The following is a 25,237-nucleotide window of genomic DNA, read 5'->3' on the forward strand; positions in this document are numbered from 1 at the left end:
AAAATCCGTACAACTTTCTCAACATACGGCCTTACACCATCCCCAGGGAACACATCTTCCGGCATCTCAAATCCGTGTTCCTCACGGTACATATAATACCTGTTATCTATTTATTCACCATATTTTTCACAGAGATCATATACCTCCCTCAAATTATGCATTTATTTACAAAAATAATACCCTGTCCTTGCGGACAGGGTAAGTGAACCTGTGGTGTAAAATTTTCGCTCTTACTTGTGAGCCATTGTCTTGATCTCTGTGTCGATCTTCTGTACGAACTCGTCAAGTGGAAGAACTGTTGTGTCAGCCTCACCGTGGAGTCTGTATGATACTGTTCCGTTCTCAGCCTCATTGAATCCGATTACGAGAAGGTATGGAACCTTCTGAACCTGACCCTCACGCATACGATAACCAAGCTTCTCTGCTCTGTCATCAAGCTCTACACGAACGTCGATGGCATCAAGGGCATCAACAACCTTGTGAGCATAAGCCATAAGATCCTCGTTGTCTGTCTTTACAGGCATAACTCTTACCTGTACAGGTGCAAGCCATGTTGGCAGATTGCCCTTTGTCTCCTCAAGGATGTAAGCCATGAATCTGTCGAGAGATCCAAGGATAGCTCTGTGGAGAACTACAGGTGTCTTCTTCTCGCCGTCCTTGTCGATATACTTCAGATCGAACTTAGCTGGCAGACAGAAGTCGAGCTGACATGTCGAGAGTGTATACTCATTTCCTACGGCCGGCTTAACATTTACATCAAGCTTTGGTCCGTAGAATGCAGCCTCACCGATCTCCTCTGTGTAATCGATTCCTATATCATCAAGAACTTTTCTAAGTGCATTCTCTGCTTTGTTCCACATCTCATCGTCATCGTGATACTTTACCTTGTCCTCTGGGTCACGGAGTGACAGTACGCATCTGTAATCTGTGATTCCGAAATCCTTGTATGTGTCAAATATGAGCTTAACAACTCCTGCAAACTCTTCCTCGATCTGGTCTGGTGTCACAAATATATGTGAATCGTTCTGACAGAAGTGTCTTCCTCTCTCAATACCCTTGAGTGTACCACTTGCCTCAAATCTGAAGTCGTGTGCGATCTCAGCGATCCTGATAGGAAGATCCTTATATGAGTGCATCTTGTTTGCATATATCATCATGTGGTGCGGGCAGTTCATTGGACGAAGTACAAATGACTCTCCCTCCATCTCCATTGCCGGGAACATGTTGTCCTTGTAGTGATCCCAGTGACCTGATGTCTTGTAGAGGTTTACTGTACCTACACAAGGTGTCATAACGTGGAGATAGCCAAGCTTTCTCTCCTTGCGCTTGATGTAGTTCTCAAGCTCCTGCCATACTGTATATCCCTTTGGAAGGAACATTGGAAGTCCACGTCCTACAAGGTCATCGACCATGAAGAGCTGCATGTCCTTGCCGATCTTTCTGTGGTCTCTCTCCTTTGCCTCCTCAAGTAACTGAAGATGCTCCTCAAGCTCCTCCTTTGTAGGGAAGCACACACCATATATTCTCTGGAGAACCTTGTTCTTGCTGTCGCCCTTCCAGTAAGCTCCTGAATGTCTGATGAGCTTGAAGTTACGGCAAAGCTTTACATTGTCTACGTGAGGTCCACGGCAGAGGTCTGTGAAATCACCCTGCTCATAGCATGTGATCGTTCCATCCTCAAGTCCATTTATAAGATCGAGCTTGTACTCGTCATCCTTGAACATCTCAAGAGCTTCTTCCTTGGATATCTCCTTGCGGATGATCTTCTTGCCGCTCTTGGCAACCTTCTTCATCTCTTTCTCGATGGCTGCGAGATCTTCCTCGCCTCTGATAACGTCATCGCCGAGATCTACATCGTAGTAGAATCCTTCTGCAACTACCGGTCCTACCCAGAACTTTGCCTGTGGGTACAGATGCTTGATAGCCTGTGCCATAAGATGTGCACAGGAATGATTCAGTGTCTTAAGCTGTTCGTCTTCTTTGAAATTAACCATGTCAGTTCTCCTTCTTACTTCTTATAAAGTGAAAATAAATTGCATGTAACAACTAAAAAAACACCCTTAGATATAATCTATCTAAGGGTGCGTATGCACGTTTCCACCTTAACTTTTAACTCAATTATGCCTTTAACGCAGCTACGCGGTGACGCTTATATCGCGCACGGCTCGGGAGTGGTCTTCATGTGATATATCATAAGCTGCTCCCACCATATGTTCTGGCTCACGTCTGATTCATATCTGAGTCCGATTCACATATGCAGCTCTCTCTGGATGCATCCACCACACTACTCTTTCCGTCTATGCCTTTGTCTTATCTGCCACCTAGTGTAGCACGATATATTTTTTTTCACAATAGTATTTTTTATTTTTTTGCCTTTATTTTTTCAACCATTTTCAGCCTTTTTCAGCCAATCAAACAGCCAACAGACTTCTCTCTACCTCATTTCCATGGAAAGACTCATATCCTGGCCGTCCACCATAAGAGTTCCCATGCTGCCGCATACCACAGGCATCATCGGTGACAGATGTCCGAGATCCACATCCATCACGACAGGCACATTGTATTTTCCTATGATCCCCAGCACAGCCTGATACTGATCAAGGCCCATCATCTCCTGTCCGAACTGCAGCGGTCTGCCGATCATAAAGCCCTTACAATATCTGAACCATCCGCCGTTGTCCATCTGCCACATGGCTCGTCTTATGGACATGACGTTCAGATCACAGGACTCGAGGAACCAGATAAATCCATCATCCTTATATCTCTCAAGGAATTCGCCAACATGGTCAAACTTTGTTCCTATAAGGTTCACCAGACAGTCCATGCAGCCGCCTATCATTCGCCCGCTCACCTGAAACTTCTCAGGATAGCCCTTTATCACTCTTGGCTCTGTGATGTTGTATGGCAGGAATGGATGTTCCTCATCCCTGAGGGATTCCTTCTCCCATCCGTCATATCCGGCAAATGACAGTTTCTGTCCCTGAAGGACCGCCATAGCATCCGCAACTGATCGGTGCCACGGCTCTTGTCCAAATGCCGCCGCACACGGACCATATATGGACGCCGTATCGCACAATGTCGTGAGCAGGAATGTGAGATTTGTGTTGTCCGAATATCCCATAAACCACTTCGGATCTGCTGCCCTCAGTCTGTCAAAATCAACATAGTTAAGTATCTCGCACATGAGCTCTCCGCCGCCGCAGGATATGAGTGCATCGTTCTTCTCCGATGTGTAATAGTCATTTATCTCCTGACCACACAGCTCCGGCTTGTTGCTGATTCCTATGCCCTCACCGGTATAACAATTTGGCCCGATCTGTATACCAAAACCCATATTCCTGAAGTTCTCCTGCGCTCTGCCAAATGCAGTCTTATACGGCTCTGTATCACAGCCAAATGATGGCGCAACGAAACCTATCGCATCGCCCTTTTTTATAAATTTCGGAAATCTCATATATCATACACAGGTATTTCCTGCTTACCTCCTTCTTATCGTTTTATCATATTCAGCCATCCGGTCCAAATCTCCAGACATCATAGATTTCTACATCAGTTTTAATATCCACTCAACCACGAACACCGTCACACACGCCGCAGCAGCCACAACTATAAGCCCCTTCTGCTTGATTCCAAGTATGAGTGCTACCACAAATCCACATACAGCGCTTATGATACTCTCCGTACTGTATAAAATTGACGGAAGTGTCAATGCCGTGAGACATGAATACGGCACATAGTAGAGGAATGAATTGACAAATCTGTTCTCTATCTTCTTGCGGAACGCCACCAGCGGCACCATTCTTATGAGGTAAGTGACGACCGCCATGGTTATTATATATATGTATATATTCATCACTGCACCTCCTTTTTCTCAGCAGTTCCCACTGGGAAGAATATAGCCCCTATCACAGAGGCTGCCACCGTGCTTATGATTATGGCAATTCCCGTCGATATAAACTTGAATATCGGAACGTAATACAACACGCATGATATGGCAGCAGCCACAAGTGCCACTATGGCAACCGGTCTCGATTTCTTAGCGACCGGCATGACTATGGCGACGAACATTCCGTAGAGTGCCAAGCTTAATGCGCTGCTGATGGACTTCGGAAGGATCCCGGATGCCACCGCACCGAACAGCGTTCCGCCCGTCCAGCCGACTATCGGAAGGATCTGAAGTCCTATCATATACCCAAATGTCAATTCCTTCACATGGCCCATCGCCACCGCAAATATCTCGTCAGTATTTGCAAATGCTATTACGAGTCTCTCCTTGATTCCAACTGCCTCCCCAAGCTTCTGTGAAAGTGACAGGCTCATGAGAGAATATCTCAGATTGATTATGAACTGGGTGAGTATCATCTCAACCAGCGTTCCCCCTGCAAGGATAATCTTGAGTCCTGCAAACTGTCCCGCACTGGTTACATTTGTCAGGCTTATGATGACCGCCTGAAAACTTGTGAGTCCGCCCTTTACCGCCAGCAGACCAAAACTAAAACTTACTGCGAAATACCCCAGTGCTATCGGTATTCCATCCTTTAACCCTTTTCTAAATTCCATCTTAAATACTACTTCTTTCGTGACAAATTATGTTATCTCTTCCTTCTGCGTCCTCCGCAGTCGTAACACTTTACATACTTCCACACAAATCTGTCCTTGAACCCAAGGCCAAGATATGTGTATGCCCTTACCTTTGTATACAGCTTTCTGGCAGCCGCGATCTGCCTGTCATCCGGCTCAACGCGTCCGTATACAGCAGCCTGAACCCATTTTATAAACTCTGTGAACTCATCGCCCTTTATAAAGCTGCACGACTCCGTGACAGTGTCGGCATACTCCGTGTCGTTCTCACTGACGTTCTGTATGGCACCAGAAAACACCATCATATCATACATCGCCGTGGACATCTCGTATATAGCTGATATCCTGTTTCTTCCTACAAGCCTGCGTCTCCTGCGCGCAACTATCGTCCTTCTTCTGAAGATGACTACGCCCCACAATATCAGTATCACGGCAAGCACAACAACTACTGTTCTGAACACTCTGTTCTGTACAAGCTCCGACAGACCATCCCCGGCATCCCCTGGTGATCCCGACTGCGCATCTCCACTGCCATCATTCGGGACATCGACCTGATTACCATTTTCTCCTGTGCCATTTGAAGAATCACCATCCGTCTCCGTAGTGACTTCTGTATTCTCTGACATCTGGGTTGTCGAATCAGTTGTCGCTTCCGTTGTTACATCCGGACTTGAAGTCTCCTCAGAAGTCTCCGGCTTCTCTGTATCATCCGATGAATTGTCCGCAGTATTATCACCGCTGTAATCCGGTTCCTTCGGTATCCCCAAAGTATCCGCCCTGTCTCCAAGCGGTGTGGCATCCACGATCACCCAGTCACCGGCATCCTCACTGTACGCTTCAATCCACGCATGACTGTATTTATCCAGAACCACCGCACGGTATGTTCCATCCGACTGCTTTATCCACGCAGACGACGGCACCACATAACCCGTATTATACACGGTGGAGATTCCCAGTATCCTGAAGCCCACCGCCGCCGCAGAAGCAAAGTGAACACAATATCCCTCATGAACGTCATACATCGCACTGTTGACCGGATCCTCACCATCGGTAAATTTCTTTGGTGCTGTGGTATATGACATATGCTGTCTTATATATGTCACCAGTTTGTCCATGACCTCATTGGAAAACTTCTTATCTGGCGCATATCCCTGTATCTCTGATTCGTATCTTGCAAATGTATCCTTATCATAATACACCATGACCTCATCATCAGGGCTGTGTCCATCCGCCCTTCCGTGCCACGACCCATTCTCATATGTAACATAGCTTCTCGACTTGACGTAGAGATTTCCCTGAGGCTTATCCTCCCTGATTATCTCATCCACAACTTCATCACCGGGATTGACCTCAGAATCATCCACCTTATAGTAACCTGAATATCCTTTGTTACTTTCCCCCGACAGAAAATATTCCATGTTGTCCACCATGTCGAGCAGTTTCCCTTGTTCCTTCACACCTCTGTCGTATACGCTGTCATATACAAGAAGGGTGACAACAAGGCACGCGGCAAATACCGTCACAGGAACTGCAATGTTCCACACCACCGACAGCGGCTGCCCCATTCTCATGAGAACATATCTCGCCACGATAAGTGACAATACAGTAAGCACTACTCCGGGTGCACTCACAGGTACACTGAGTGTTGCGCCAGCAAGCATAAACAAAAATGCAAGTCCGATAGCTATCATCAGACTGTTACACCTGTATATCATATAAGTGGCAAAGAACATTGACACCGCCACTATAAAAAGCACAAATTCCGTCACAGCACTCACGCTGACATAGTCAAGATCTATGAGTCCTGTCTTTATCCCATAAACCTTTTTCAGATCATATGCTATGCTGTATACCATGCCCTTTCCTCCGGCATAGAGCAGCTTTCTTCTGGCAAGCCCCCATCCCAGCAACACAGTAACCGGAACCACAATATCCAGTATCCTCTGTTCTTTTCTCAAAATGTACCACAGAGAATAAACCAGTGCTATCACCAGACTTCCTATGATATACGCACCCACAAGATTGGTGGAGTCCATATATTTATTTATATCCGAGCTGTATGCGATATCGCCCACAAGGTATGTCATACCAAGCGACAACGCCCATACAGCCAGTCCCAAAACAACTCTCAATTCCACACCTCTGTAATTCTATGATGATGCCTGGAGAATCTACACCGTGATATAGGATTTTGCAAGATCCTCCTTTATGGTTTCAAATCCCACCTGAAAACTTTCATCTCCACACTCTATATTGCCATTCATGTCTATGTCGATGAAGCTTGTGAAATCCTCACCTCTGTATCTCTCTCTGTACATTCCTATCACATCGTAGCTGTCATTTGTCCTGGCATCCACATACGACAACCTTGCAGCGGCATCGTACACATCCTCCTCACGGACTATGCGGTATCTCGTTATGGACATCTCCTCCGGATCATACCACGCTATAAAGTGAGGGACTTTAACATCTATCAGTGAAAAGCTCACCGATACCATGGATTCCAGCGCAACAGACATTGCCTGTCCATAGTGACGGCAGTTTCTTCCATCGAGATCCATACAGATGATGACCGGACACGACAATGCCTTTGATGTATCCCTGACCATTATCTCATCCTGTCTGGCCGACAACTTCCAGTGGATACGGGTCATCCTGTCTCCAGGTCTGTACTCTCTCACCTGATACACCTCGGTCGAGTCATCGCTTCTCACATCCGAATAATATACATCACTGTCCGTCACAAAATCTCTTGTGTTCTTCGTGACCTCCACCGGAACAAGATAGCACTGAGGCAATACGTAAATGTACGCCGTTCCACCAACCTTTTTCCTGATTGAGAAAATATGGAAAGCATCATATATCCTGACGCCCGATGCCTTTATCTCGTATCTTCCGCTGACATCCAGCTTCATCTTTCCCACGCACTTTCCATACCTGTCATCTATCTGTTCAAATGTACTCTTCCTCTTTTTCTTCATACCCGGAGCAAGAACACTGAACACCGCTGCCACATGGGGTACCTGACCACCGGTGGCAGATACCGCAAGTTCCGGACAAAATGTACTGTTCTTCTCAACCACAGGTATATTCATCTGCATCTTAACACTGGTTCTTATGTATCGCACGATCAGCCCGGCTATAAGACTCAGCATGACAGCAGTCATGATCACCGCTGCGAAAAAGTATGATTTTTCTTTATTGATTATTCCTATATATACACATGCCCCTATCAGGACAATATACAATATTCCTCGTCTCATACGACATCCTACCACTACACGCTTCCAAATCTCATGCTACTTTTTCGCCGAACTTCTTCGTCTAACCGACGGTTTGTACACCCTCTCCATTATGTCCTTGAGCACAGCCTCCTGTGTTATGTGGTTCACCCTTGCCTTGGCACTTAAGACTATCCTGTGTCTTATGACGTCCGTCCACACCATCTGCACATCCTCAGGTATGACAAAATCTCTCCCGCTTATATATGCCCAGCTCTTCGCCATCTTGGTGAGGGCTATCGTTCCTCTTGGACTCACTCCTAGCTCAAGGCTTGGATTCTCTCTGGTTCCAACAACAAGCTGGCCTATATAAGAATACACGTCATCACTGACCTTGACATGCTTTACTTCCTCCCTGATAAGCCGCAGCTCAGATGCACCTATTACAGGCTGTACATCCTGAAAGCCATCAGCGGAGGTCCTTCCCTTAACTATATCCAGTTCGCTCTCTATGGATGGATATCCCAGCTTAAGGCACACCATAAATCTGTCGAGCTGGGAATCAGGAAGAAGCTGTGTTCCGGCACTGCCGATAGGGTTCTCCGTGGCAATTACTATAAATGGATCCGGAACCTGATATGTCACTCCATCCACAGTCACATGCCCCTCCTCCATAACCTCGAGAAGTGCCGACTGTGTCTTTGGAGATGTTCTGTTTATCTCATCTGCGAGGAACAGATTGCACATAACCGCACCCGGTCTGTACACAAACTGATTTGTCGCCTTGTCGTACATCGTAAATCCCGTTATATCTCCCGGAAGGACATCCGGTGTAAACTGGACTCTCTTGTTCTGGAGCCCCATTGCATTTGCAAATGCAAGAGCCATCGTCGTCTTGCCGACTCCCGGTACATCGTCCATGAGAATGTTACCGCCTGCGATTATCGCCGCCATTATCTTGGCAATACACACATCCTTGCCTATGACGACCTTCTTCACCTCATCTATAACGTCCATTACCTTGTCATTATAATTCATCTCGTTCTCCCATCCTTCAGATTATCTGTCTACATACGCAACAGGGAGGAAGCTCTTCCACTTCCTCCCTGTTATCATTGCTGCTGAAGCTTCGCCTTTACCGTCTCTATATTATTCATTATAACTCTGTATGTATCATTGTCCCCATAGACACTGTAGAGTTCTTCTGCCGCAAGCTGATAAAATTTGAGTGCCTGCTGGTAGTCCTCCTGTCTGTACCACACCTCTGCAACAGCAGACAGCGCAGCACTGTAGTGATATCCTCTGACACCCTTGAGCTGATATCTGCGCACCGCCTCCGTCAGCTTGTCCTGAGCTTCCTTGAGCCGACCTGCCCTGAGAAGGCTCTCGCCGAGATTGGCATATGTGGCAACAATCTCCGTACCGGCATTCTCATGTCTTTCTATGATGCTGAGCGCGTGCTCCAGTGCATCAACAGCCTTGTCGTAATCGCCAAGCTCCTGATAAATGAGCGCCACGTTGTTATAATAACCCGCCAGCAATATATCATATGGACCGAGCTGCTCCGAATATATGTCATACACCTTCCTGCAATAGGACAGGGCTTCCAACAGGTTACCTGCAGCCCTGTTCTCATTTGCAATATTCATGAGAGCGGTTCCATATGGAACTGTATCTTCAATCCCCATCTTATGAGCGAGCCTCATGACCTGCCTGCAAAAATACAGTGCCTTGTCGTGTTCTCCCGTGGTGCGGTGAAAACCGATAAGCTCATTGTATATCGCAAGCATGGAATCAGTATCCTTTTCATATTCAGCATCGCTGAGTGCCTGGGTAAGGTATCTCTCCACCTCCGGTAGTCTGTTCTCTGCGAACAGCTTATCAAGCCCGCTAAAAACCTCATTTATATTCATATAGTCAACCTCAATTTCTCTCACAATATCCTGTCATCACATCATAACACAATATTCGATTCATTTACAGACCCATTAAGGAAATCCATGGCATTGTCCAGAGTGGTCCTGCTTATCGCCTCCAGTGCCTCCTCTGTAAGGAATCCCTGATGAGACGTCACTATCACATTTGGAAATGACAACAGTCTCGCAGTGATCGAGGACTCCAGTATGTCATCCTCCCTGTTCTCAAATACATTTGGAGTCTCCTCCTCGTATACATCCAGCCCGATTCCGAAGAATTTTCTGCTTCTGATCCCAGCTATGAGATCGTCGGTCTTGATGAGTGCACCTCTGGAGGTATTCACCAGGATCACGTGATCCTTCATCATGCCAATGGTCTCTTCATTTATCATATGGTAGGTCTCGTCGGTCAGCGGACAGTGAAGCGATATAAGATCAGATCCCGCCAGAAGCTCAGGGAGCTCCACATATCTGACAAAATCAAGGTCCGGATTCTTATACATATCGTAAGCGATCACATCCATTCCAAATCCATGACATATCCTCGCCATGGCAGCCCCGATCTTACCGGTTCCGACGATACCGGCTGTCTTGCCGTAGAAGTTCATGCCTGTAAGTCCGACCAGACTGAAGTTGTTCTCCCTCACCTTTATATAGCTCTTGTGCAGTCTCCTGTTCACCGCCATGGCAAGTGCCATCGCATGCTCCGCCACAGCCTCAGGCGAATAGCCCGGAACCCTCATCACAGTTATACCGCATTTTTTTGCCGCATCCATATCCACGTTGTTGAAGCCCGCGCATCTCATCAGTATAAGCTTCACGCCTGCATCACTCAGCGCATTCACAACGGGTGCACTCACATCCGAGCTGACAAATGCACATATGGCGTCATACCCCTTTGCAAGTCTTGCGGTCTTCACCGACAGATCTGTGTCCACATAATCTATGGTCAGCTTGTCGTACTGATCTTTTATCGCATCGAACGACTCCATGTCATAACGCTTTGTATCATAAAATAATATATTCATATCTGTTCCTCCTGTTTTTTCCTCTATCGGTATAATGTGTAGCATTGCTTTTTTCTATGTACAAAAACGGAGATTCTCTGAACTGTGTACAGAGGATCTCCGTTTATTATTTGCGTGACAGTATAGCTGTAAGTCCCTGAGTCGGAACATGTGAGTCATCGTTATCCAACATGTTAGGCAGTGTAAGTGTCGCCTCATACACCTTGCCCTTTCTGCAGGTCGTGAATGATCCATTCATCTCCTCCGCCATCTTCTGACATGTCAATGTTCCTATGTGTGTGCTCTCCGCCTTGCCACCTTCTGGATTTATATAATTTCTGAAATAAATTCTTACCTTTCTCCGGTCTATATATACCCTTATATCTATAGTTTTGGACTTGTCCGAATACTTTCTGATGTTGGTAAATACATTGTCGGTTATCCTCTTCATACCCTGAAGATCAACGTAAATTTCGGCTTCCTTGTCCGAGATATCAATGTCGAACTGATATCCATTCTCGCCCAGGAGCACAACATACTCTCCAAGCATCTGGTCAAGGAACGGCCCCGCCGGGAACATCTCCATGTTGAGATCCTCACCGCCCTTTGAATATACATAGAAGTATCTGAACATCTTGTCCGACATCGTCCTGAGCTGCTCCGCCTTCTCAGCACTTATCCTTATGTATTCGTCAAGCTCCTTCTGGGATGAATACTCCTTGTTCTGCATGAGCTCCAGATATCCCGCCATGACTGTGAGCGGAGTTCTTATATCATGGGCCATGGCTGTGACCAGATCACTGTTCGCCTGCCATGCCTCACGCTCCCTGCTGAGCTGCTCAATAATGGTCTGCCTCATGGTGTCTACATTCTCCGCCAGCATACAGATCTCATCCTGACCGTGTATTGTTATCGGCCCATTGATATCCACATCCTTGATATCCATGACCTCATTTGTGAGGCGTCTCATTCTGCCTATCTCTCTTCCGAAATAGACTATTATCACACCGATGAACAGGATACAGCATATGACAAATATCGCTATCTCTCCGACATCCTTGATCGTATCATCCGAATAGTCAACTATGCAGACATCAAACACTCCATCCTTGAATAGCACAGGATAGAAATCGTAGTCAAATTCATTGAGGTCTCCTCGCGGCATGCTGGAATTGCCGTAGTAAGCTCCCTCATCCGCGGTCACCGCATCGGATTTCTTCTGGGATTCGCTGCTCGAGGATGCCTTCCTCTTGATCTTTCTGATATTTCCATAGTTGTCCTGTAACAGAATGATTATCTCACCAGTCTCCGAATTCGTTATGACATATTTGTATGCGCCCTTCTTCTCTATCATCCAGTCAGAGTCGAATACTATATCATTGTTGTTATAAATCAGTATGTACACATTGTCGTGCTGCTCCTGCCATGCCCTGAGTGCCTGCGTATCCGTAGCCTTTATGGAATGGCTGGTCACATATGAAGCAAAGCTCTGGATCTGTCTGGCGGATCTCTTCTGTGTATTCGTGTCACTCATGTATACATTTTTCATGTAGCTGTTCAGTGCAAATGTTCCTGCAAAAAAAGCCGATATGGACAATATTAGCCCAAGCAGTATGATCACAAACAGCTTTACCCTGAGTGTCCGCTTAAATGGCATCTTCATATCAGTCTACCTGATATCCCTTTCCATATATGGTCCTAATGATCTCAGGCTGCGCTGAGTTGTCCTCTATCTTCTGTCTGAGTCTGAGTATGTGTACCATGACCGTATTGGAAGATGAAGGAAGATACTTCTCCTGCCATATATTCTCGTAGAGTGCCTCGAGTGACCATGGCTTTCCTCTGTGCTCCACCAGGAAGAACAAAAGTGCATACTCCTTGTCGGTGAGCTTGATGACCTCACCGTTCTTGATCACAATCCTCTTAAATGAGTCAATATTTATATTGCCGACTGAGATATTCTTTGGATCGGTCTCTGATTTTCCGCGGTACACCTTGTATCTTCTGATAAGAGCATTCACCTTGCGGTTAAACTCGCTCTGGGTGAATGGCTTTGCCAGGAAATCATCGCCACCCACATCGTATGCCTCGTTCTGATCCGGCTCCTTCGTCTTCGCCGTCAAGAAGAGGACTGGGATAGATGAAAACTCTCTGATCTGCTGGCATGCCTCAGTACCTGAAAGCTTTGGCATCATTATGTCCATAACTATGAGATCGATGTCCTTGTCCGCACGCACGGTCTCGACAGCCTCAACTCCATCGGCAGCCTCCACAACATCGTATCCAAGTCTCTTGAGATATATATTGAGCAGCGTTCTGATGTCCTGCTCGTCGTCCACTATAAGTACTTTTACAGATTCTTTTTCGTTCTCCATATCGCATTACTCCTTATCCACACCAAATGTATGTACATTATAACAAATACTCATATCTTTATTCCATTCTAAACTTCTTTGTAAGGAAATTTAAGTCATAAAAAAACGGGAACCCTCACTATGTGAGAAGTCCCCGCCTTTTCTTTATAAAATGATTGGAAGAGCTATAGTTAGGTGTGTCTAACTGTTTCTGAGTATATCCAAATTGCCAGCATATGTCAATAACCTGCCCGCCATTTGTAATGATATCATTTATCAGTTCGCTCTTCTCTCCTGTCTTCTTCGCTTTATGCCTCTCCATGCCCCCATGATCATGTCCCTGTACACGCCAGGATTGAATATGAGCAGCAATGGGAAGAGCTCCAGTCGTCCCGCAAGCATGTCAAACATCAGAACATACTTGGTAAATCCCGTCAGCCCGCCAAAGTTTCTGGTAGGTCCTACCTCGGAAAGACCCGGTCCTATATTGTTGAGACACGATGCCACCGCAGTGAAGTTGGTCACCAGATCCCTGCCCTCAAGAGACACAAGAAATACAGACAGGGTAAATATTCCCATCAGCGTGATGAAGTATACATTTACCGCCCTGACTACCTCGTGCTCCACCGGTTTGCCATCCATGTTTATCTTCTTGATATTCTTCGGATGGAAATACGAACTCAGTTCCTTGACAACGGTCTTGAACATTATCACGAGTCTCGACACCTTCATACCGCCACCGGTGCTTCCCGCACAAGCTCCGACAAACATCAGGATGACCAGCACCGTCTTACAGGTCTGTGACCACTGGTCAAAATCCGCCGATGCGTAACCCGTCGTGGTGATGATCGATGCCACCTGGAAGGCCGCATGTCGCAGGGCATCCCACATATTTGACATGGTGTTCATCAGACTTACAAACAGTATCACCACCGATGTCAGGATGATGAGGAAATATGTCCTGACCTCCTCCATGGAAAGTGCCTTTCGGATGTTCCTGAACAGCACAAAATAATAAAAGTTGAAATTCACACCAAACAATATCATGAATACTGTTACAACCCACTGTATATATGGTGAGAAGCTTCCAAAGCTGTCATTCTTTATTCCAAAACCGCCTGTTCCGGCTGTTCCAAATGCCGTACACAGAGCATCGAACAATGACATATGTCCAAACATAAGGAAAATGACCTCCAGAACCGTCATTCCGAAGTAGATAACATACAATATCCTGGCAGTGTGCTTGAGTCTTGGAACAAGCTTTCCAACGGATGGTCCCGGGCTCTCCGCCTTCATCAGGTTCATATTTGAACCGGACGCACTGTTCATCGGAATGATGGCAAGCAGGAACACCAGAACTCCCATACCGCCTATCCAGTGGGTAAAGCATCTCCACAGCATCATGCCGTGTGACATACTCTCCACATCGCTCAGTATGCTGGCTCCCGTTGTGGTGAATCCCGATATGGTCTCAAACAGTGCATTTGTGAACGAAGGGATCTCCCCTGAAATGACAAATGGCATGCAGCCAAATATACTGAGCAGTATCCAACTGAATGCCGTAGCTACACATCCCTCTTTGAGATATATGGTCTGATTTGCCGGTTTTCTAAGTGTCATAAGCGTTCCTATCACAAGACATGATATTATGACTATAAGGAACGCAAATATTTCATGTTCCTGATATATGAGAGATGTCAGGCATGGAATGATCATGAGCAGACCCTCAAGTCTTATGATCTGGCCAAGTATAAATACTATCATGGAATTATTCATAATCTTCTCCTAATCAAACTGCCTTAAGCAAGTATATCTCTTATATCCGTAAATCCTGTCTCAGTGGTGACTATCATGGCCGTATCTCCAACCTGTATAGAATCCTGACCTGTTGGAAGCAGGATCGAACCGTTTCGATTTATAAATGCTATGAGGAGGTTCTTCTTGAGATTGAGATCCTTCAGCGGTATATCCGTCACCTCCGACTTCTCATCCACACGGAACTCTATCGCCTCAGCTCTTGAGTCAAACATGTGGTAGAGTGTCTCTATGCTGTTACTGTTGGAATTCTTCTTCGCACGGACATATGCGACTATGGACTCCGCAGTTATACTGCATGGATATACAACACTTCCCAGATCGAGGCTGTTTATGACCTCTCTGAAATTGCTCCTGTTTATCTTGGTTATCGTCTTGGCATTTGAATGTTTGCGGGCGTGGAGAGTCAAAAGTATATTCTCCTCGTCGATTCCTGTCAGGGATACAAATGACTCAGTCTCCGCAAGGCCCTCCTCGTTCAGAGTCTCCTGATCCGTTCCATCACCGTTTATGATGATAGCTTTTGGTAAAAGCACAGAGAGCTCCTCGCATCGTTTCTTGCTCTCCTCAATGATCTTGACAGATATTCCCATGTTGACAAGCTGCCCAGCCAGATAGTAAGCGACATTGCCGCCTCCTATTATCATGGTGTCCTTGACCCTGGCAGTCTTAAAGCCTATATGCTCCATGAATTTTCTGGACATAGGTCTTGTTCCCACACATGACATGATATCTCCCGCCTTGAGCACAAAATCTCCGGAAGGGATATAGAACTCCCCGGCTCTCTCAACTGCCGCTATAAGTATATTTATCGGCTTCTGTTTATTTGCAAGATCCTTACCCAAATCAGCTATGCTCTTGTTGTCAAGCACGTTCTTCTCCGGGATCTTTATCCTGGTCATCTCCGCCTGTCCGTGTGCAAATGAATTTATCTCAAGAGCCGTTGGCAGATACAGTACCCTCGACACCTCGATTGCGGTCTCAAGCTCAGGGTTTATGATCATGGTAAGTCCAAGCTTCTCCCTGAGATAGCTTGCCTCCTTGCTGTAATCCGGGTCTCTGAGTCTCGCTATGGTCGCGCAGTCTCCGACCTGCTTGGCTATGGTACAGCACAGGATGTTGAGCTCATCCGACGACGTGACTGCAGCTATCAAATCTGCGTTCTGTATTCCCGCTTCAAGCTGCACGCTGTGATTTGCTCCGTTTCCAACTATTCCCATAACATCATACTGATTTGCGTATGTTGCGACCTTCTGGGGATCCTTGTCTATGATAGTTATATCATGCCCCTCATTTGCAAGCTGCTTGAGTATGGCCACGCCAACCTTTCCACAGCCCACTATTATGATCTTCAATCCCGTCTTCTTGCTTGATCTGCTACCAAACACGGATTTATCCTCCTTGATTACCTTCAATTAACTAAGCCAAGTATAGCATGCTAAATATAAAAATCAACACCTGCCATTTTTCTTTACTGAAACCTTACACGAACAGTCTTATTATGCAGCACACCAGCACAAATATGACAAATGCTATGCCGACTATCATATTTGTTCTCTTGCTGAAACCTTTGGTGGGTTTTCTGTAGATTCCGTCATCTTCTTTGTTCTTCTTCATAGCCTTTTCTGTCTCCTGTTTTATTGTTATGAGTTTATTTTATATGTGATTTTCCGCAATAGCCTTAAGCCTCTTTATGAGCAGATTCACATTTGTGTGCCTCTTCAAAGAATTTTCCCCACTCTTTATGAAATCCCATGACTCCCCATAAGTCATATCTGTAGTCACAGTCTCATTCTCCTCAAAAAAACGCTCCAGCGATCCCGACGTCTCATGCTTCATCGAGAACTCCGCCGCCCTCCGCACCTTGCCGTGCTCATCTGAATTTGCATCCCGATACAGGAAATGATCCAGGTTGCTCGAAAAATAGTATACGGAGTATTTTATCTTTTTACTTCCTATCTTTATTGATGACAGCGAAGTGAGCACATCCAGATTCGCACTCTTGCAGAGATTGCGCTCCTTCACGTGATCCGGATTTGCCGTCACAATGATATCCGGGTAGTATACCGGCTTGTCTTCATTTCCCCCATCAGTCACGACCAGATTGTCATCTATGTACGCCCCATCCATATCCACAAAATGAATTATCTCCACAATATCCTTCGGATACAGGCCCGTCCTCTTTAGCAGAGGACTGACCATTATCTCATCTATAAACCGCTCTATGTTGTCAGGATGTATGCCATTCTTTGAGGTTATATCACCGCCAAAGCTTCCGTCATCCTGCATGAGCATGGCAAATTCCAGAACAATATCAGGATCTATATCCTCAAGGAGCTGTCCAAATGGCACCTCAAGAGCATTCCGGTCCGACACTCCCTCGACAAGGAACAGGAAGATCTTCTTCTTAGGTCGTTTCCCCATGATCCATACCTGCCTTTCTGAATGCCGATACAATCTTGAACCTCTTCGTATTCCTATACAGCTCCTCGTCCTGTTCTCCAACCACAATCTCCCTGAAATAAGTATTTCTGAGATTGTTGCTGCTTCCGATTCCCTTCATACGGATATACCTATTTCTCGGATTTGTCGTGGTGAAATATATATAATCCTTGCTTATGACCTCCAACGGTCTGAGGTTATGCGATGTAAATATAAACTGCCCCTTGCCAGACTCCTGGAACGTCTGCAGCACCTCTCCCAGAAGATACTCAAACACACCGGCATCCAGCTCGTCTATGGCTATCGTGCACGACTGCTCATTGTACGCATCTATTATCAGACTGAGCACCGACACGATCTTGCGGATACCGTCGGACTCGTACCTGAATGGCATGTGTACTCTTCCGTCAGGCGCAGCCTCCTGATTGTGGAACACACTCATGTCCGTCTCATTCCTGCTGGACACTATCTCCACCACATGTCCCATACTGCCATCCTTCATGAGGGCAGGCGACAGCTCGTGAAGATCAACATTAAGTCCCGGAACTATCTGGCTGAGGACTATGTTTATATTCTCAAACTGGCTCTTTATCTCGCTGAAGACTATCTCCGGCATGATGTTCGGCACATCCGTCTTCAGAAGGAATTTACCGCTCTGTGTGTATAGCGGAAGTCCGTAGTTGAGTCTTATATATCCTGTTGATTTCGTGTCTACCACATGAAGATAGAGCTGACTGTAGTACGCCAGCTCCAGTATAACCTGATAAAACTCAGAGTATAACCCGCACTCATCGCACACCTTTGCAGTTCCGAGCGAGAAGATAAACGACGCCGACTTTTCCTGCGCCAGTCTTCTCACCACATTCAGCTCATCCACGAACTTTCTGTCATTTGTTATGAAATATTTCTGCTTCGATACAGGCCCGAACGGCATGTCGTCAGTGCATGTGTCAATCACAGGCTGAAGTATCATCTTCCTGCCCTCAAAATCACCTGACATACTCAGTTTCTCACCCGATATGCGGACTCTGTAGCTCGGCTGGCCACTGTTCTGATCCTCTCCTCCGTACTGTCTGAATCCGTTATTTGTCTCATTCTCCACGGCGGACATGAGGAATTCGTACACAACCTTTCGGATGCGTCCGTCCTCGTACTGAAGGTCAAATGTAAACTCCAGTCTGGCCATCTCCTGACCCTTTGCCACACATTCTGCATACACCGCCGGAACCTCAGCTCCAATCATCAGAAGCTTCAGTATGGCAAGCGCCTCTATAAAACTCGTCTTACCCGAGCCGTTCTGTCCATAAAGTCCCAATATATCTGATTCTGTTCCATACGGAACAAACTTCTTTCCACAGGCAAATACTATCTCTCCATGCTCCACACTCTTGAAGTTATCAAGCACCGCTTTCTGCAGTCTTATCGTGGGAAGCCTATCCCAGTGATCTTCTCTAAATTGTCTGATTCTCATTCACGGTCTCCTCAGATGCTCTTAATATAACGTCATAAAACTGTATTACCATTATATTGTTATCTCCAATTTCCGTCAACAGCCATCAAGTTTTTCGAATTTTATATTCTGTTTTTTTGATCTTTCACAGCTTTACCATTTCTATATCTTAACGGTGGTTCTCCCACCGCCGCAGAAAATTTCCTGATAAAATAACTTACATTTGGGTAACCTGATTTCATGGCAATCTCGGTAACCGACAGATCTGTGGACTCGAGAAGATGCCTTGCATACTTAAGTCTAACATAGTTCACATACTGTGTGAGCGTCATGTGAAATCTCTCACTGAAGAATCTTGACATGTACTTTTCCGACAGATGAAAATGTTCAGAAAGCTCAGCAAGACTTATGTGCTCATGATAATTATCCTGTATATATATAAGTATCTCCTTTTCCAGTCCACCTGACGCTCTTCCTGTCTTCGCTTCAAGCTGATCGTATTCCACTAAAAGATCTACAACCTGCAACAGTCTGATTCTCACCTGTATCTGTCTGTGTGTTCCAAATTTCCCATTTTCCTCTGACAACTCATCAAGAATAGGTATAAGTTTTTCAAGCAGATTCCGATTCGTCACTTCAGGTCTGAATTCCCGTGTGTGATTCCTAAGAGGAAAAAATATCTCATCCTCCAATTCATCCTTGGTCTGAAATGATATGAATTCCATCGGAAACAGAAATGTAAAATAATCCACCGGTGTTTCCGGGGCGGCCATCATATGCAGCACTCCCGGACTTACTATATATACAGCTCCGTCATCCCCTATAAATTTCTGTCCATCAATCTCAACCATAAGTGGACCTTTTCTTACATATATTATCTCCACCTCATCATGCCAATGAACCGGGATCTGGAATGCATGTGGCCAGTATCTCATATGATACTCACAAAATGGATATTCTCTTGTCCCGTGTGGATGATTTTCCTTTAATTCTGCGTACATCTTAATCTCCTGCCTCCACATTTGTCTCATACTATGTTGTCATACTACCCCATATGTGGAATATGTGCAACTTTTGATTGATATAGTACAAGATTCAGCCTGTGAAAATGCGATATTATACAATTTAGTTACAATATATAATTTGGCACTAGTCTGCAAAGGAGCAACGGTTATATGAAGAAATTATCTGCACTTTTTATACCTATATGTTTTGAAACACTTTTCTATATGTTGTCCGGTATGGTTGACACACTCATGCTATCATCAGTTGGGGACTATGCCGTGGGTGCTGTCGGAACCGCCAACAGTTATATCGGAATGTTCATCATCATGTTCTCCATCATATCATCCGGCATGATGACGGTCATGACTCAGAATATCGGCGCAGGCAGACCTGGGATTGCTTATCAGGCACGCCAGCTTGGTCTTATATTCAACTCAGTCATAGGTATGGGAATGTCTATATTCCTGTTCATTTTCTCCGGAAATATTCTTGATCTGATAGGAATAGCCGGAAACCTCAGAGAACCTGCCATGAGCTATCTTGAGATCGTGGGTGGCGGCTGTTTTCTGAATGCTCTGATTCCAATCTTTGCAAGCTACCTAAGGGCATTTGGACACACAAAGCAGCCTCTTATCGCTACCATAATCGGCAACCTTGTAAACTTTGTTTTAAATGCGGTATTTCTCTTTGTACTGCACAGAGGAGTACAGGGCGTTGCCACAGCTACGATCATATCTAAAGTTATCAATCTGTCGATAGTTATTATTTTCTCCTGCACCCTTGTAAAAGCAGGCAGAAGCCCTGAAAGGCTCTCAAATGGTACTGTTCTTTCACAGATTATCAAGGTAGGTCTGCCATCCGCATTTGAATCTATGCTGTACAATGTTGCAATGATGCTGGTTGTCAAATTTCTAAATCAGATGGATGCCGACGGATTAAATGTCACCGCCCGCTCATATGCCTCCCAGATAAGCAACCTCTCTTTCTGTGCAGGATCAGCCCTTGCCCAGGCAAATGCCATAATGACCGGATGGCATATCGGTGCTGGTGATATAGAGGCATGTAAAAGAGACACCAAAAAGGCCGCCATGATCGGTGTGATCGTGGCGACCTGTCTTGAATCTTTATTTGCTGTTACTGCCCCATGGACCATGAAGCTGTTCACCGACAACCCGGACATGATCCACATTGTTACAAGGCTTCTTACCATTGACATCATACTTGAAATAGGCAGAGTTACGAATCTTGTCTACGGCCAGGCCCTTAAGACCAGTGGCGATGCAGTATTTCCCGCTTCTATAGCCGCTGTCTTTATGTTTGTATGTGCCGCCGGCGGCACATGGCTGTTCGGATTGCATCTTGGTCTGCTCGTAACCGGAGCCTACATCGGCCTTACCTGTGACGAATGTGTGCGTGCGGTTGGCATGATTCTGCGCTGGCGAAGCGGAAAGTGGACAGAGAAGAAACTGGTGTGATAATACACTAATACCAAACGTATTCCAGAATGTATCAGCCCCATACTTCAGGCTTTTATCACAGTATTCCCCCTATCATATACACCACAAATGCTGCAAGCCACGCCACAACGCACTGCCATATCACTACGGCGATAGCCCAGCGGTGCCCCATCTCTCTCTTGATGGAGGCGATGGCTGCTATACAAGGCGAGTAAAGCAGGCTGAATACGAGCAGCGATGCTGCAGCCCTGGTTGTGATAGCTGCGGTCACTGATCCGTTAAACAATATCTCAAGTGTGGATACCACACTCTCCTTCGCCATGATACCACTTATGAGCGACGTACATATTCTCCAGTCGCCAAGTCCAAGAGGCTTAAATATCGGCACCAAAAGTCCGGCTATCGCAGCAAGTATGCTGTCCTGCGAGTCTTTCACCATATTGAGGTGCATATCAAAGCTCTGAAGGAACCAGATACATATAGTTGCAAGAAATATAACTGTGAACGCCTTCTGAAGAAAGTCCTTTGCCTTCTCCCACAGGAGCTGGCCTACGTTCTTCGCACCCGGAAGTCTGTAATTTGGAAGCTCCATGACAAAAGGAACCGCATTGCCCTTAAACAATGTGCTCCGATAAACCATAGCCACAATTATTCCTATCGCAATTCCAAGGAAATAAAGCCCTGCCATAATAAGGCCGCCCTTTCCAGGGAAGAATGCGCTTACAAAGAACGCATATATAGGAAGCTTAGCTGAACAGCTCATGTATGGAGTGAGCAGAATAGTCATCTTTCGGTCTCTCTCACTCGGGAGTGTCCTGGTTGCCATGACGGCCGGAACCGTACAGCCAAAGCCTATCAGCATCGGAACTATGCTCTTGCCGGAAAGTCCGATCTTCCTTAGCAGCTTATCCATGACAAATGCAACTCTGGCGATGTATCCGCTGTCTTCCATGAGCGACAGGAAAAAGAACAGAGTCACTATGATTGGAAGAAAACTGAGCACACTTCCGACACCCGCAAATATTCCATCCATAACAAGGCTCTTGACGACCACATTTACATTTGCTGCGGTGAGAAGCTTTCCCACCTGAACCGTGAGTGCATCTATCCCCATCTCTAAAAGTTTCTGAAGTCCAGCTCCGATCACGTTAAATGTCAGATAGAACACCGCCAGCATGATACCTATAAAGCATGGGATTGCGGTATACTTACCCGTAAGAATGCGATCTATCTTTTCGCTTCTGATCCTCTCCTTGCTCTCCTTTGGCTTGACTACACAGTTTTCACATACCTTTTCTATGAAATTAAATCTCATATCAGCTATGGCTGCACTCCGGTCAAGTCCTCGCTCTTTTTCCATCTGGATTATCAGATGTTCTATCGTCTCTTTCTCGTTCTCATCAAGTCCAAGCCTGTCAAGTATGAGATGATCTCCCTCTATGATCTTGGTAGCAGCGAATCTAAGCGGCAGATCTGCCGCCTTTACATGATCCTCTATAAGATGCGCCACCGCATGTATACATCTGTGAACAGCTCCGCCAAACTCATTCTCATCACAGAAGTCCTGTCTTCCAGGCTTTTCCTGATACTTGGCTATATGTATGGCGTGTCTTACAAGCTCATCCACACCCTCGTTCTTTGCCGCAGATATAGGAACAACCGGGGTTCCAAGCATGGCCTCCATCCCATTTACATCTATGGAGCCTGAATTGCCTGTGACCTCATCCATCATGTTGAGTGCAACGACAACCGGTATCTCCATCTCGAGAAGCTGCATCGTGAGATACATATTTCGCTCTATATTAGTAGCGTCTACTATATTGATGATAGCCTTTGGGTGATCGTCAAGCACAAAGTTTCTGGACACGATCTCCTCGCTGCTATAAGGAGACATCGAATATATTCCGGGAAGATCTGTCACGGAAGTATTCTCCCTGCCCCTTATCGGACCATCCTTTCTGTCGACAGTTACTCCGGGGAAATTGCCTATATGCTGATTTGATCCGGTGAGCTGATTGAACAGTGTCGTCTTTCCACAGTTCTGGTTTCCAACCAGGGCAAATGTAAGTCTTGTTCCTTCCGGAAGCGGATCGCCGTCCCCTTTGACGTGATATTTTCCTTCCTCGCCAAGTCCCGGATGTTCCTTCTCCTCTATTGTCTCAACCCTGGTGTGAGCTCTGGATCTTGTCTCTATCTGCTCTGCATCTATCTGCTCTGCATCTGCCAGTCTGAGTGTAAGTTCATATCCATGGATCTGAAACTCCATAGGATCGCCCATAGGAGCAAGCTTCACAAGGGTGAGCTCCGCACCGGGGATAACACCCATGTCAAGGAAATGCTGTCTTAGCTCTCCTTCACCGCCAACTGCCTTTATTCTGGCACTCTGTCCCACCTTCAAATCTCTCAGTGTCATAATTGATTATCCTTCTTTCATCATTCGTCCAGATTCATCCACGCAGTCTTTCAGTACCACAAAATCGTCTGTCGAATGCCGTCTATTTATGTCTATTGATATTTTTTCTCAATTATAGCACGATGCGTTGTATGCGCAATATATAGATCCTGATTATCGTCTATATTTTCACGGCTTTTTCATGTGCATCTCTGTCTATAGAAATCAGTTCCTTAAGTTCCCTCACCGTAAACAAACCACAGACAATCGCAGTTATTCCGTCCGCTATCGGTCCCGCATACATAACACCATCGATTCCCATGAATATAGGGAATATGATGATGAGAGGAAGCAGAAATAGTATCTGTCTTGTGAGTGACATGAACACACCAAGTCTCGCCTTTCCTATAGAGTTGAAGAAGTTTGATGTCACCGGCTGGATTCCATTTACGATGGTAAGAAACATATATATCCTGAAGTATCTCTCTGAAAACTGGAAGTACAGCTCGCTTCCCTCTCCAAATGCGCTGATGATCTGTCTGGGGAATATCTGGAATGCTGCAAATGCCACCACCGACAGAGCCGATGCTGCTGCCAGCGCCAGAAGATAAGTCTTTCTCACCCTCCTGTACTTTCCTGCGCCATAGTTGAAGCCTATGATCGGCTGGGTTCCCTGTGATATTCCTATAACGATCGCCATGAATATCATGTTTACCTTGCTTATTATTCCTGAACACGCAAGTGGTATGTCGCCTCCATACACCGACTGTGCTCCGTATCTTGAGAGAGTATTGTTCATGACAACCTGGACTATCGCCATGGCTATCTGATTGAAACACGCCGACGCACCGAATCTGAATATATTGCCGCAGGGCTCTCCTCGCATAACAAAACTTTCCCTGGTAAGATGTATTGTCTTGAAATGGAACATATATCTGAGGCTTATGGCAAATGATATGATCTGTCCTGTGATAGTTGCCAGCGCCGCACCGCGCATACCCATATCGAGCCCGAATATAAGTATCGGATCAAGTATAGTGTTGATGATGGCACCTGTCAGCATGGATATCATTGAATACCTCGGACTTCCATCAGCCATGATCAGCTTGCTCATTCCGGTATTCGCTATCAGGAATGGGAAACCTATCGCTGTTATCCTTGTGTACTCCTGTGCAAATGGCAGAACCTTGTCAGTTGCGCCGAATGCCTTTAGCATAGGTGTCAGGAATATTGTCGTCACAAGGAAAAGTGCCACGCCAAATATCGCCATGAGACAGATTCCATTTCCTGCTGCCTCAGCCGACTTCTTCTCATTTCCGGCACCAAGCTTCAAAGAAAAGCTGGTCGCACTTCCTATGCCAAGAAGAAGCGATATCGCAGTACATGCCGTTGAAAGAGGAAATGCTATATTTGTCGCAGCATTTCCAAGCATTCCCACTCCGTGTCCTATAAATATCTGGTCAACTATATTATAAAGTGCTGTCACCAGCATGGATATGATACACGGTATGGCAAAGGTTGTGAGCAGATGTGCCTCATTCTCATATCCAAGGGGATTGTTCTGATTTTCATTTGTCTTTGTGTTATCAGATGTCAT

21 protein-coding genes are annotated in these 25,237 nt (G+C 45.9%); 1 reads left to right on the forward strand and 20 read right to left on the reverse strand.

Translation table 11 applies throughout. The features are described 5' to 3' along the window. Positions 1–230 precede the first annotated feature (230 nt). The 18 genes from thrS to DW025_RS03580 form a co-directional block, all read right to left on the reverse strand. Positions 231–1,994, reverse strand: coding sequence for a threonine--tRNA ligase (thrS, locus tag DW025_RS03505; RefSeq protein ID WP_022216928.1), 1,764 nt, complete (start codon positions 1,992–1,994; stop codon positions 231–233). Positions 1,995–2,434: 440 nt separating this feature from the next. Then, positions 2,435–3,454, reverse strand: a complete 1,020-nt coding sequence (locus tag DW025_RS03510) for a S66 family peptidase (RefSeq protein WP_119998726.1) — start codon at positions 3,452–3,454, stop codon at positions 2,435–2,437. Between the two features lie 90 nt (positions 3,455–3,544). Continuing rightward, a complete protein-coding gene (locus DW025_RS03515; RefSeq protein WP_055147111.1) occupies positions 3,545–3,853 on the reverse strand; it encodes an AzlD domain-containing protein in 309 nt (102 codons plus the stop codon). Next, positions 3,853–4,560, reverse strand: coding sequence for an AzlC family ABC transporter permease (locus DW025_RS03520; RefSeq protein ID WP_117551158.1), 708 nt, complete (start codon positions 4,558–4,560; stop codon positions 3,853–3,855). Before DW025_RS03520 ends, DW025_RS03515 begins: the two co-directional genes overlap by 1 nt. Positions 4,561–4,592: 32 nt before the next feature. Next, complete coding sequence (locus tag DW025_RS03525) at positions 4,593–6,713, reverse strand: transglutaminase-like domain-containing protein (RefSeq protein ID WP_119998728.1); 2,121 nt, start codon at positions 6,711–6,713, stop codon at positions 4,593–4,595. Between the two features lie 39 nt (positions 6,714–6,752). Continuing rightward, the gene (locus DW025_RS03530; protein WP_119998730.1) at positions 6,753–7,844 is read right to left on the reverse strand and encodes a DUF58 domain-containing protein; all 1,092 of its coding nucleotides are present in this window, start codon (positions 7,842–7,844) and stop codon (positions 6,753–6,755) included. 36 nt (positions 7,845–7,880) lie between these two features. After that, entirely contained in the window at positions 7,881–8,840 is a 960-nt protein-coding gene (locus DW025_RS03535; protein WP_015534031.1) for an AAA family ATPase, read from the reverse strand. A 74-nt stretch (positions 8,841–8,914) separates the two neighbouring features. Continuing rightward, a complete protein-coding gene (locus DW025_RS03540; RefSeq protein ID WP_015534032.1) occupies positions 8,915–9,715 on the reverse strand; it encodes a tetratricopeptide repeat protein in 801 nt (266 codons plus the stop codon). Positions 9,716–9,756: 41 nt separating this feature from the next. Continuing rightward, positions 9,757–10,746, reverse strand: a complete 990-nt coding sequence (locus DW025_RS03545; protein WP_015534033.1) for a 2-hydroxyacid dehydrogenase — start codon at positions 10,744–10,746, stop codon at positions 9,757–9,759. Positions 10,747–10,852: 106 nt separating this feature from the next. Beyond that, positions 10,853–12,388 carry a HAMP domain-containing sensor histidine kinase gene (locus tag DW025_RS03550; protein WP_119998732.1) on the reverse strand — a complete coding sequence of 512 codons (1,536 nt, stop codon included), beginning with the start codon at positions 12,386–12,388 and terminating at the stop codon, positions 10,853–10,855. A 1-nt stretch (position 12,389) separates the two neighbouring features. Continuing rightward, positions 12,390–13,100 carry a response regulator transcription factor gene (locus DW025_RS03555; protein ID WP_015534035.1) on the reverse strand — a complete coding sequence of 237 codons (711 nt, stop codon included), beginning with the start codon at positions 13,098–13,100 and terminating at the stop codon, positions 12,390–12,392. Positions 13,101–13,218: 118 nt separating this feature from the next. Then, positions 13,219–13,401, reverse strand: coding sequence for a hypothetical protein (locus DW025_RS14925; RefSeq protein WP_133302870.1), 183 nt, complete (start codon positions 13,399–13,401; stop codon positions 13,219–13,221). Continuing rightward, positions 13,356–14,855: a TrkH family potassium uptake protein gene (locus DW025_RS03560; RefSeq protein ID WP_117551151.1), complete on the reverse strand. Its 1,500-nt coding sequence runs from the start codon at positions 14,853–14,855 to the stop codon at positions 13,356–13,358. The genes DW025_RS14925 and DW025_RS03560 overlap by 46 nt, the downstream gene beginning before the upstream one ends. A gap of 23 nt (positions 14,856–14,878) precedes the next feature. Then, entirely contained in the window at positions 14,879–16,282 is a 1,404-nt protein-coding gene (trkA, locus tag DW025_RS03565) for a Trk system potassium transporter TrkA (RefSeq protein WP_165854738.1), read from the reverse strand. 94 nt (positions 16,283–16,376) lie between these two features. Further along, on the reverse strand, positions 16,377–16,511 hold the full coding sequence (locus DW025_RS15270; protein ID WP_015534037.1) for a hypothetical protein: 135 nt from the start codon (positions 16,509–16,511) through the stop codon (positions 16,377–16,379). A 39-nt stretch (positions 16,512–16,550) separates the two neighbouring features. Next, the gene (locus DW025_RS03570) at positions 16,551–17,318 is read right to left on the reverse strand and encodes a hypothetical protein (protein WP_015534038.1); all 768 of its coding nucleotides are present in this window, start codon (positions 17,316–17,318) and stop codon (positions 16,551–16,553) included. Continuing rightward, positions 17,302–18,807, reverse strand: coding sequence for an AAA family ATPase (locus DW025_RS03575; protein WP_015534039.1), 1,506 nt, complete (start codon positions 18,805–18,807; stop codon positions 17,302–17,304). The genes DW025_RS03570 and DW025_RS03575 overlap by 17 nt, the downstream gene beginning before the upstream one ends. A 101-nt stretch (positions 18,808–18,908) precedes the next feature. Further along, complete coding sequence (locus DW025_RS03580) at positions 18,909–19,787, reverse strand: AraC family transcriptional regulator (RefSeq protein WP_015534040.1); 879 nt, start codon at positions 19,785–19,787, stop codon at positions 18,909–18,911. 174 nt (positions 19,788–19,961) lie between these two features. Here DW025_RS03580 and DW025_RS03585 point away from each other — a divergent pair, with 174 nt between their 5' ends. Beyond that, positions 19,962–21,266, forward strand: a complete 1,305-nt coding sequence (locus DW025_RS03585; RefSeq protein WP_119998734.1) for an MATE family efflux transporter — start codon at positions 19,962–19,964, stop codon at positions 21,264–21,266. A gap of 58 nt (positions 21,267–21,324) precedes the next feature. Here DW025_RS03585 and feoB read toward each other — a convergent pair whose 3' ends face one another. Continuing rightward, complete coding sequence (gene feoB / locus DW025_RS03590) at positions 21,325–23,661, reverse strand: ferrous iron transport protein B (RefSeq protein WP_118017812.1); 2,337 nt, start codon at positions 23,659–23,661, stop codon at positions 21,325–21,327. A 160-nt stretch (positions 23,662–23,821) separates the two neighbouring features. Then, entirely contained in the window at positions 23,822–25,237 is a 1,416-nt protein-coding gene (locus DW025_RS03595) for an MATE family efflux transporter (protein ID WP_119998736.1), read from the reverse strand.

The organism is Coprococcus sp. AF38-1 (assembly GCF_003603945.1).
In the GTDB taxonomy this organism is placed as follows: domain Bacteria; phylum Bacillota; class Clostridia; order Lachnospirales; family Lachnospiraceae; genus Coprococcus; species Coprococcus aceti.

Excerpts from the sequence above, each read along its gene's own strand:
- DW025_RS03550 (WP_119998732.1), bottom strand. The coding sequence starts at position 12,388 with ATGAAGATGCCATTTAAGCGGACACTCAGGGTAAAGCTGTTTGTGATC.
- DW025_RS03560 (WP_117551151.1), bottom strand. The coding sequence starts at position 14,855 with ATGAATAATTCCATGATAGTATTTATACTTGGCCAGATCATAAGACTT.
- DW025_RS03570 (WP_015534038.1), bottom strand. The coding sequence starts at position 17,318 with ATGGGGAAACGACCTAAGAAGAAGATCTTCCTGTTCCTTGTCGAGGGA.
- DW025_RS03595 (WP_119998736.1), bottom strand. The coding sequence starts at position 25,237 with ATGACATCTGATAACACAAAGACAAATGAAAATCAGAACAATCCCCTT.
- DW025_RS03585 (WP_119998734.1), top strand. The coding sequence starts at position 19,962 with ATGAAGAAATTATCTGCACTTTTTATACCTATATGTTTTGAAACACTT.
- DW025_RS03510 (WP_119998726.1), bottom strand. The coding sequence starts at position 3,454 with ATGAGATTTCCGAAATTTATAAAAAAGGGCGATGCGATAGGTTTCGTT.
- DW025_RS03520 (WP_117551158.1), bottom strand. The coding sequence starts at position 4,560 with ATGGAATTTAGAAAAGGGTTAAAGGATGGAATACCGATAGCACTGGGG.
- DW025_RS03545 (WP_015534033.1), bottom strand. The coding sequence starts at position 10,746 with ATGAATATATTATTTTATGATACAAAGCGTTATGACATGGAGTCGTTC.
- thrS (WP_022216928.1), bottom strand. The coding sequence starts at position 1,994 with ATGGTTAATTTCAAAGAAGACGAACAGCTTAAGACACTGAATCATTCC.
- DW025_RS15270 (WP_015534037.1), bottom strand. The coding sequence starts at position 16,511 with ATGAAGAAGAACAAAGAAGATGACGGAATCTACAGAAAACCCACCAAA.
- DW025_RS14925 (WP_133302870.1), bottom strand. The coding sequence starts at position 13,401 with ATGGAGAGGCATAAAGCGAAGAAGACAGGAGAGAAGAGCGAACTGATA.
- DW025_RS03575 (WP_015534039.1), bottom strand. The coding sequence starts at position 18,807 with ATGAGAATCAGACAATTTAGAGAAGATCACTGGGATAGGCTTCCCACG.
- DW025_RS03515 (WP_055147111.1), bottom strand. The coding sequence starts at position 3,853 with ATGAATATATACATATATATAATAACCATGGCGGTCGTCACTTACCTC.
- DW025_RS03530 (WP_119998730.1), bottom strand. The coding sequence starts at position 7,844 with ATGAGACGAGGAATATTGTATATTGTCCTGATAGGGGCATGTGTATAT.
- DW025_RS03580 (WP_015534040.1), bottom strand. The coding sequence starts at position 19,787 with ATGTACGCAGAATTAAAGGAAAATCATCCACACGGGACAAGAGAATAT.
- DW025_RS03540 (WP_015534032.1), bottom strand. The coding sequence starts at position 9,715 with ATGAATATAAATGAGGTTTTTAGCGGGCTTGATAAGCTGTTCGCAGAG.
- DW025_RS03555 (WP_015534035.1), bottom strand. The coding sequence starts at position 13,100 with ATGGAGAACGAAAAAGAATCTGTAAAAGTACTTATAGTGGACGACGAG.
- DW025_RS03535 (WP_015534031.1), bottom strand. The coding sequence starts at position 8,840 with ATGAATTATAATGACAAGGTAATGGACGTTATAGATGAGGTGAAGAAG.
- feoB (WP_118017812.1), bottom strand. The coding sequence starts at position 23,661 with ATGACACTGAGAGATTTGAAGGTGGGACAGAGTGCCAGAATAAAGGCA.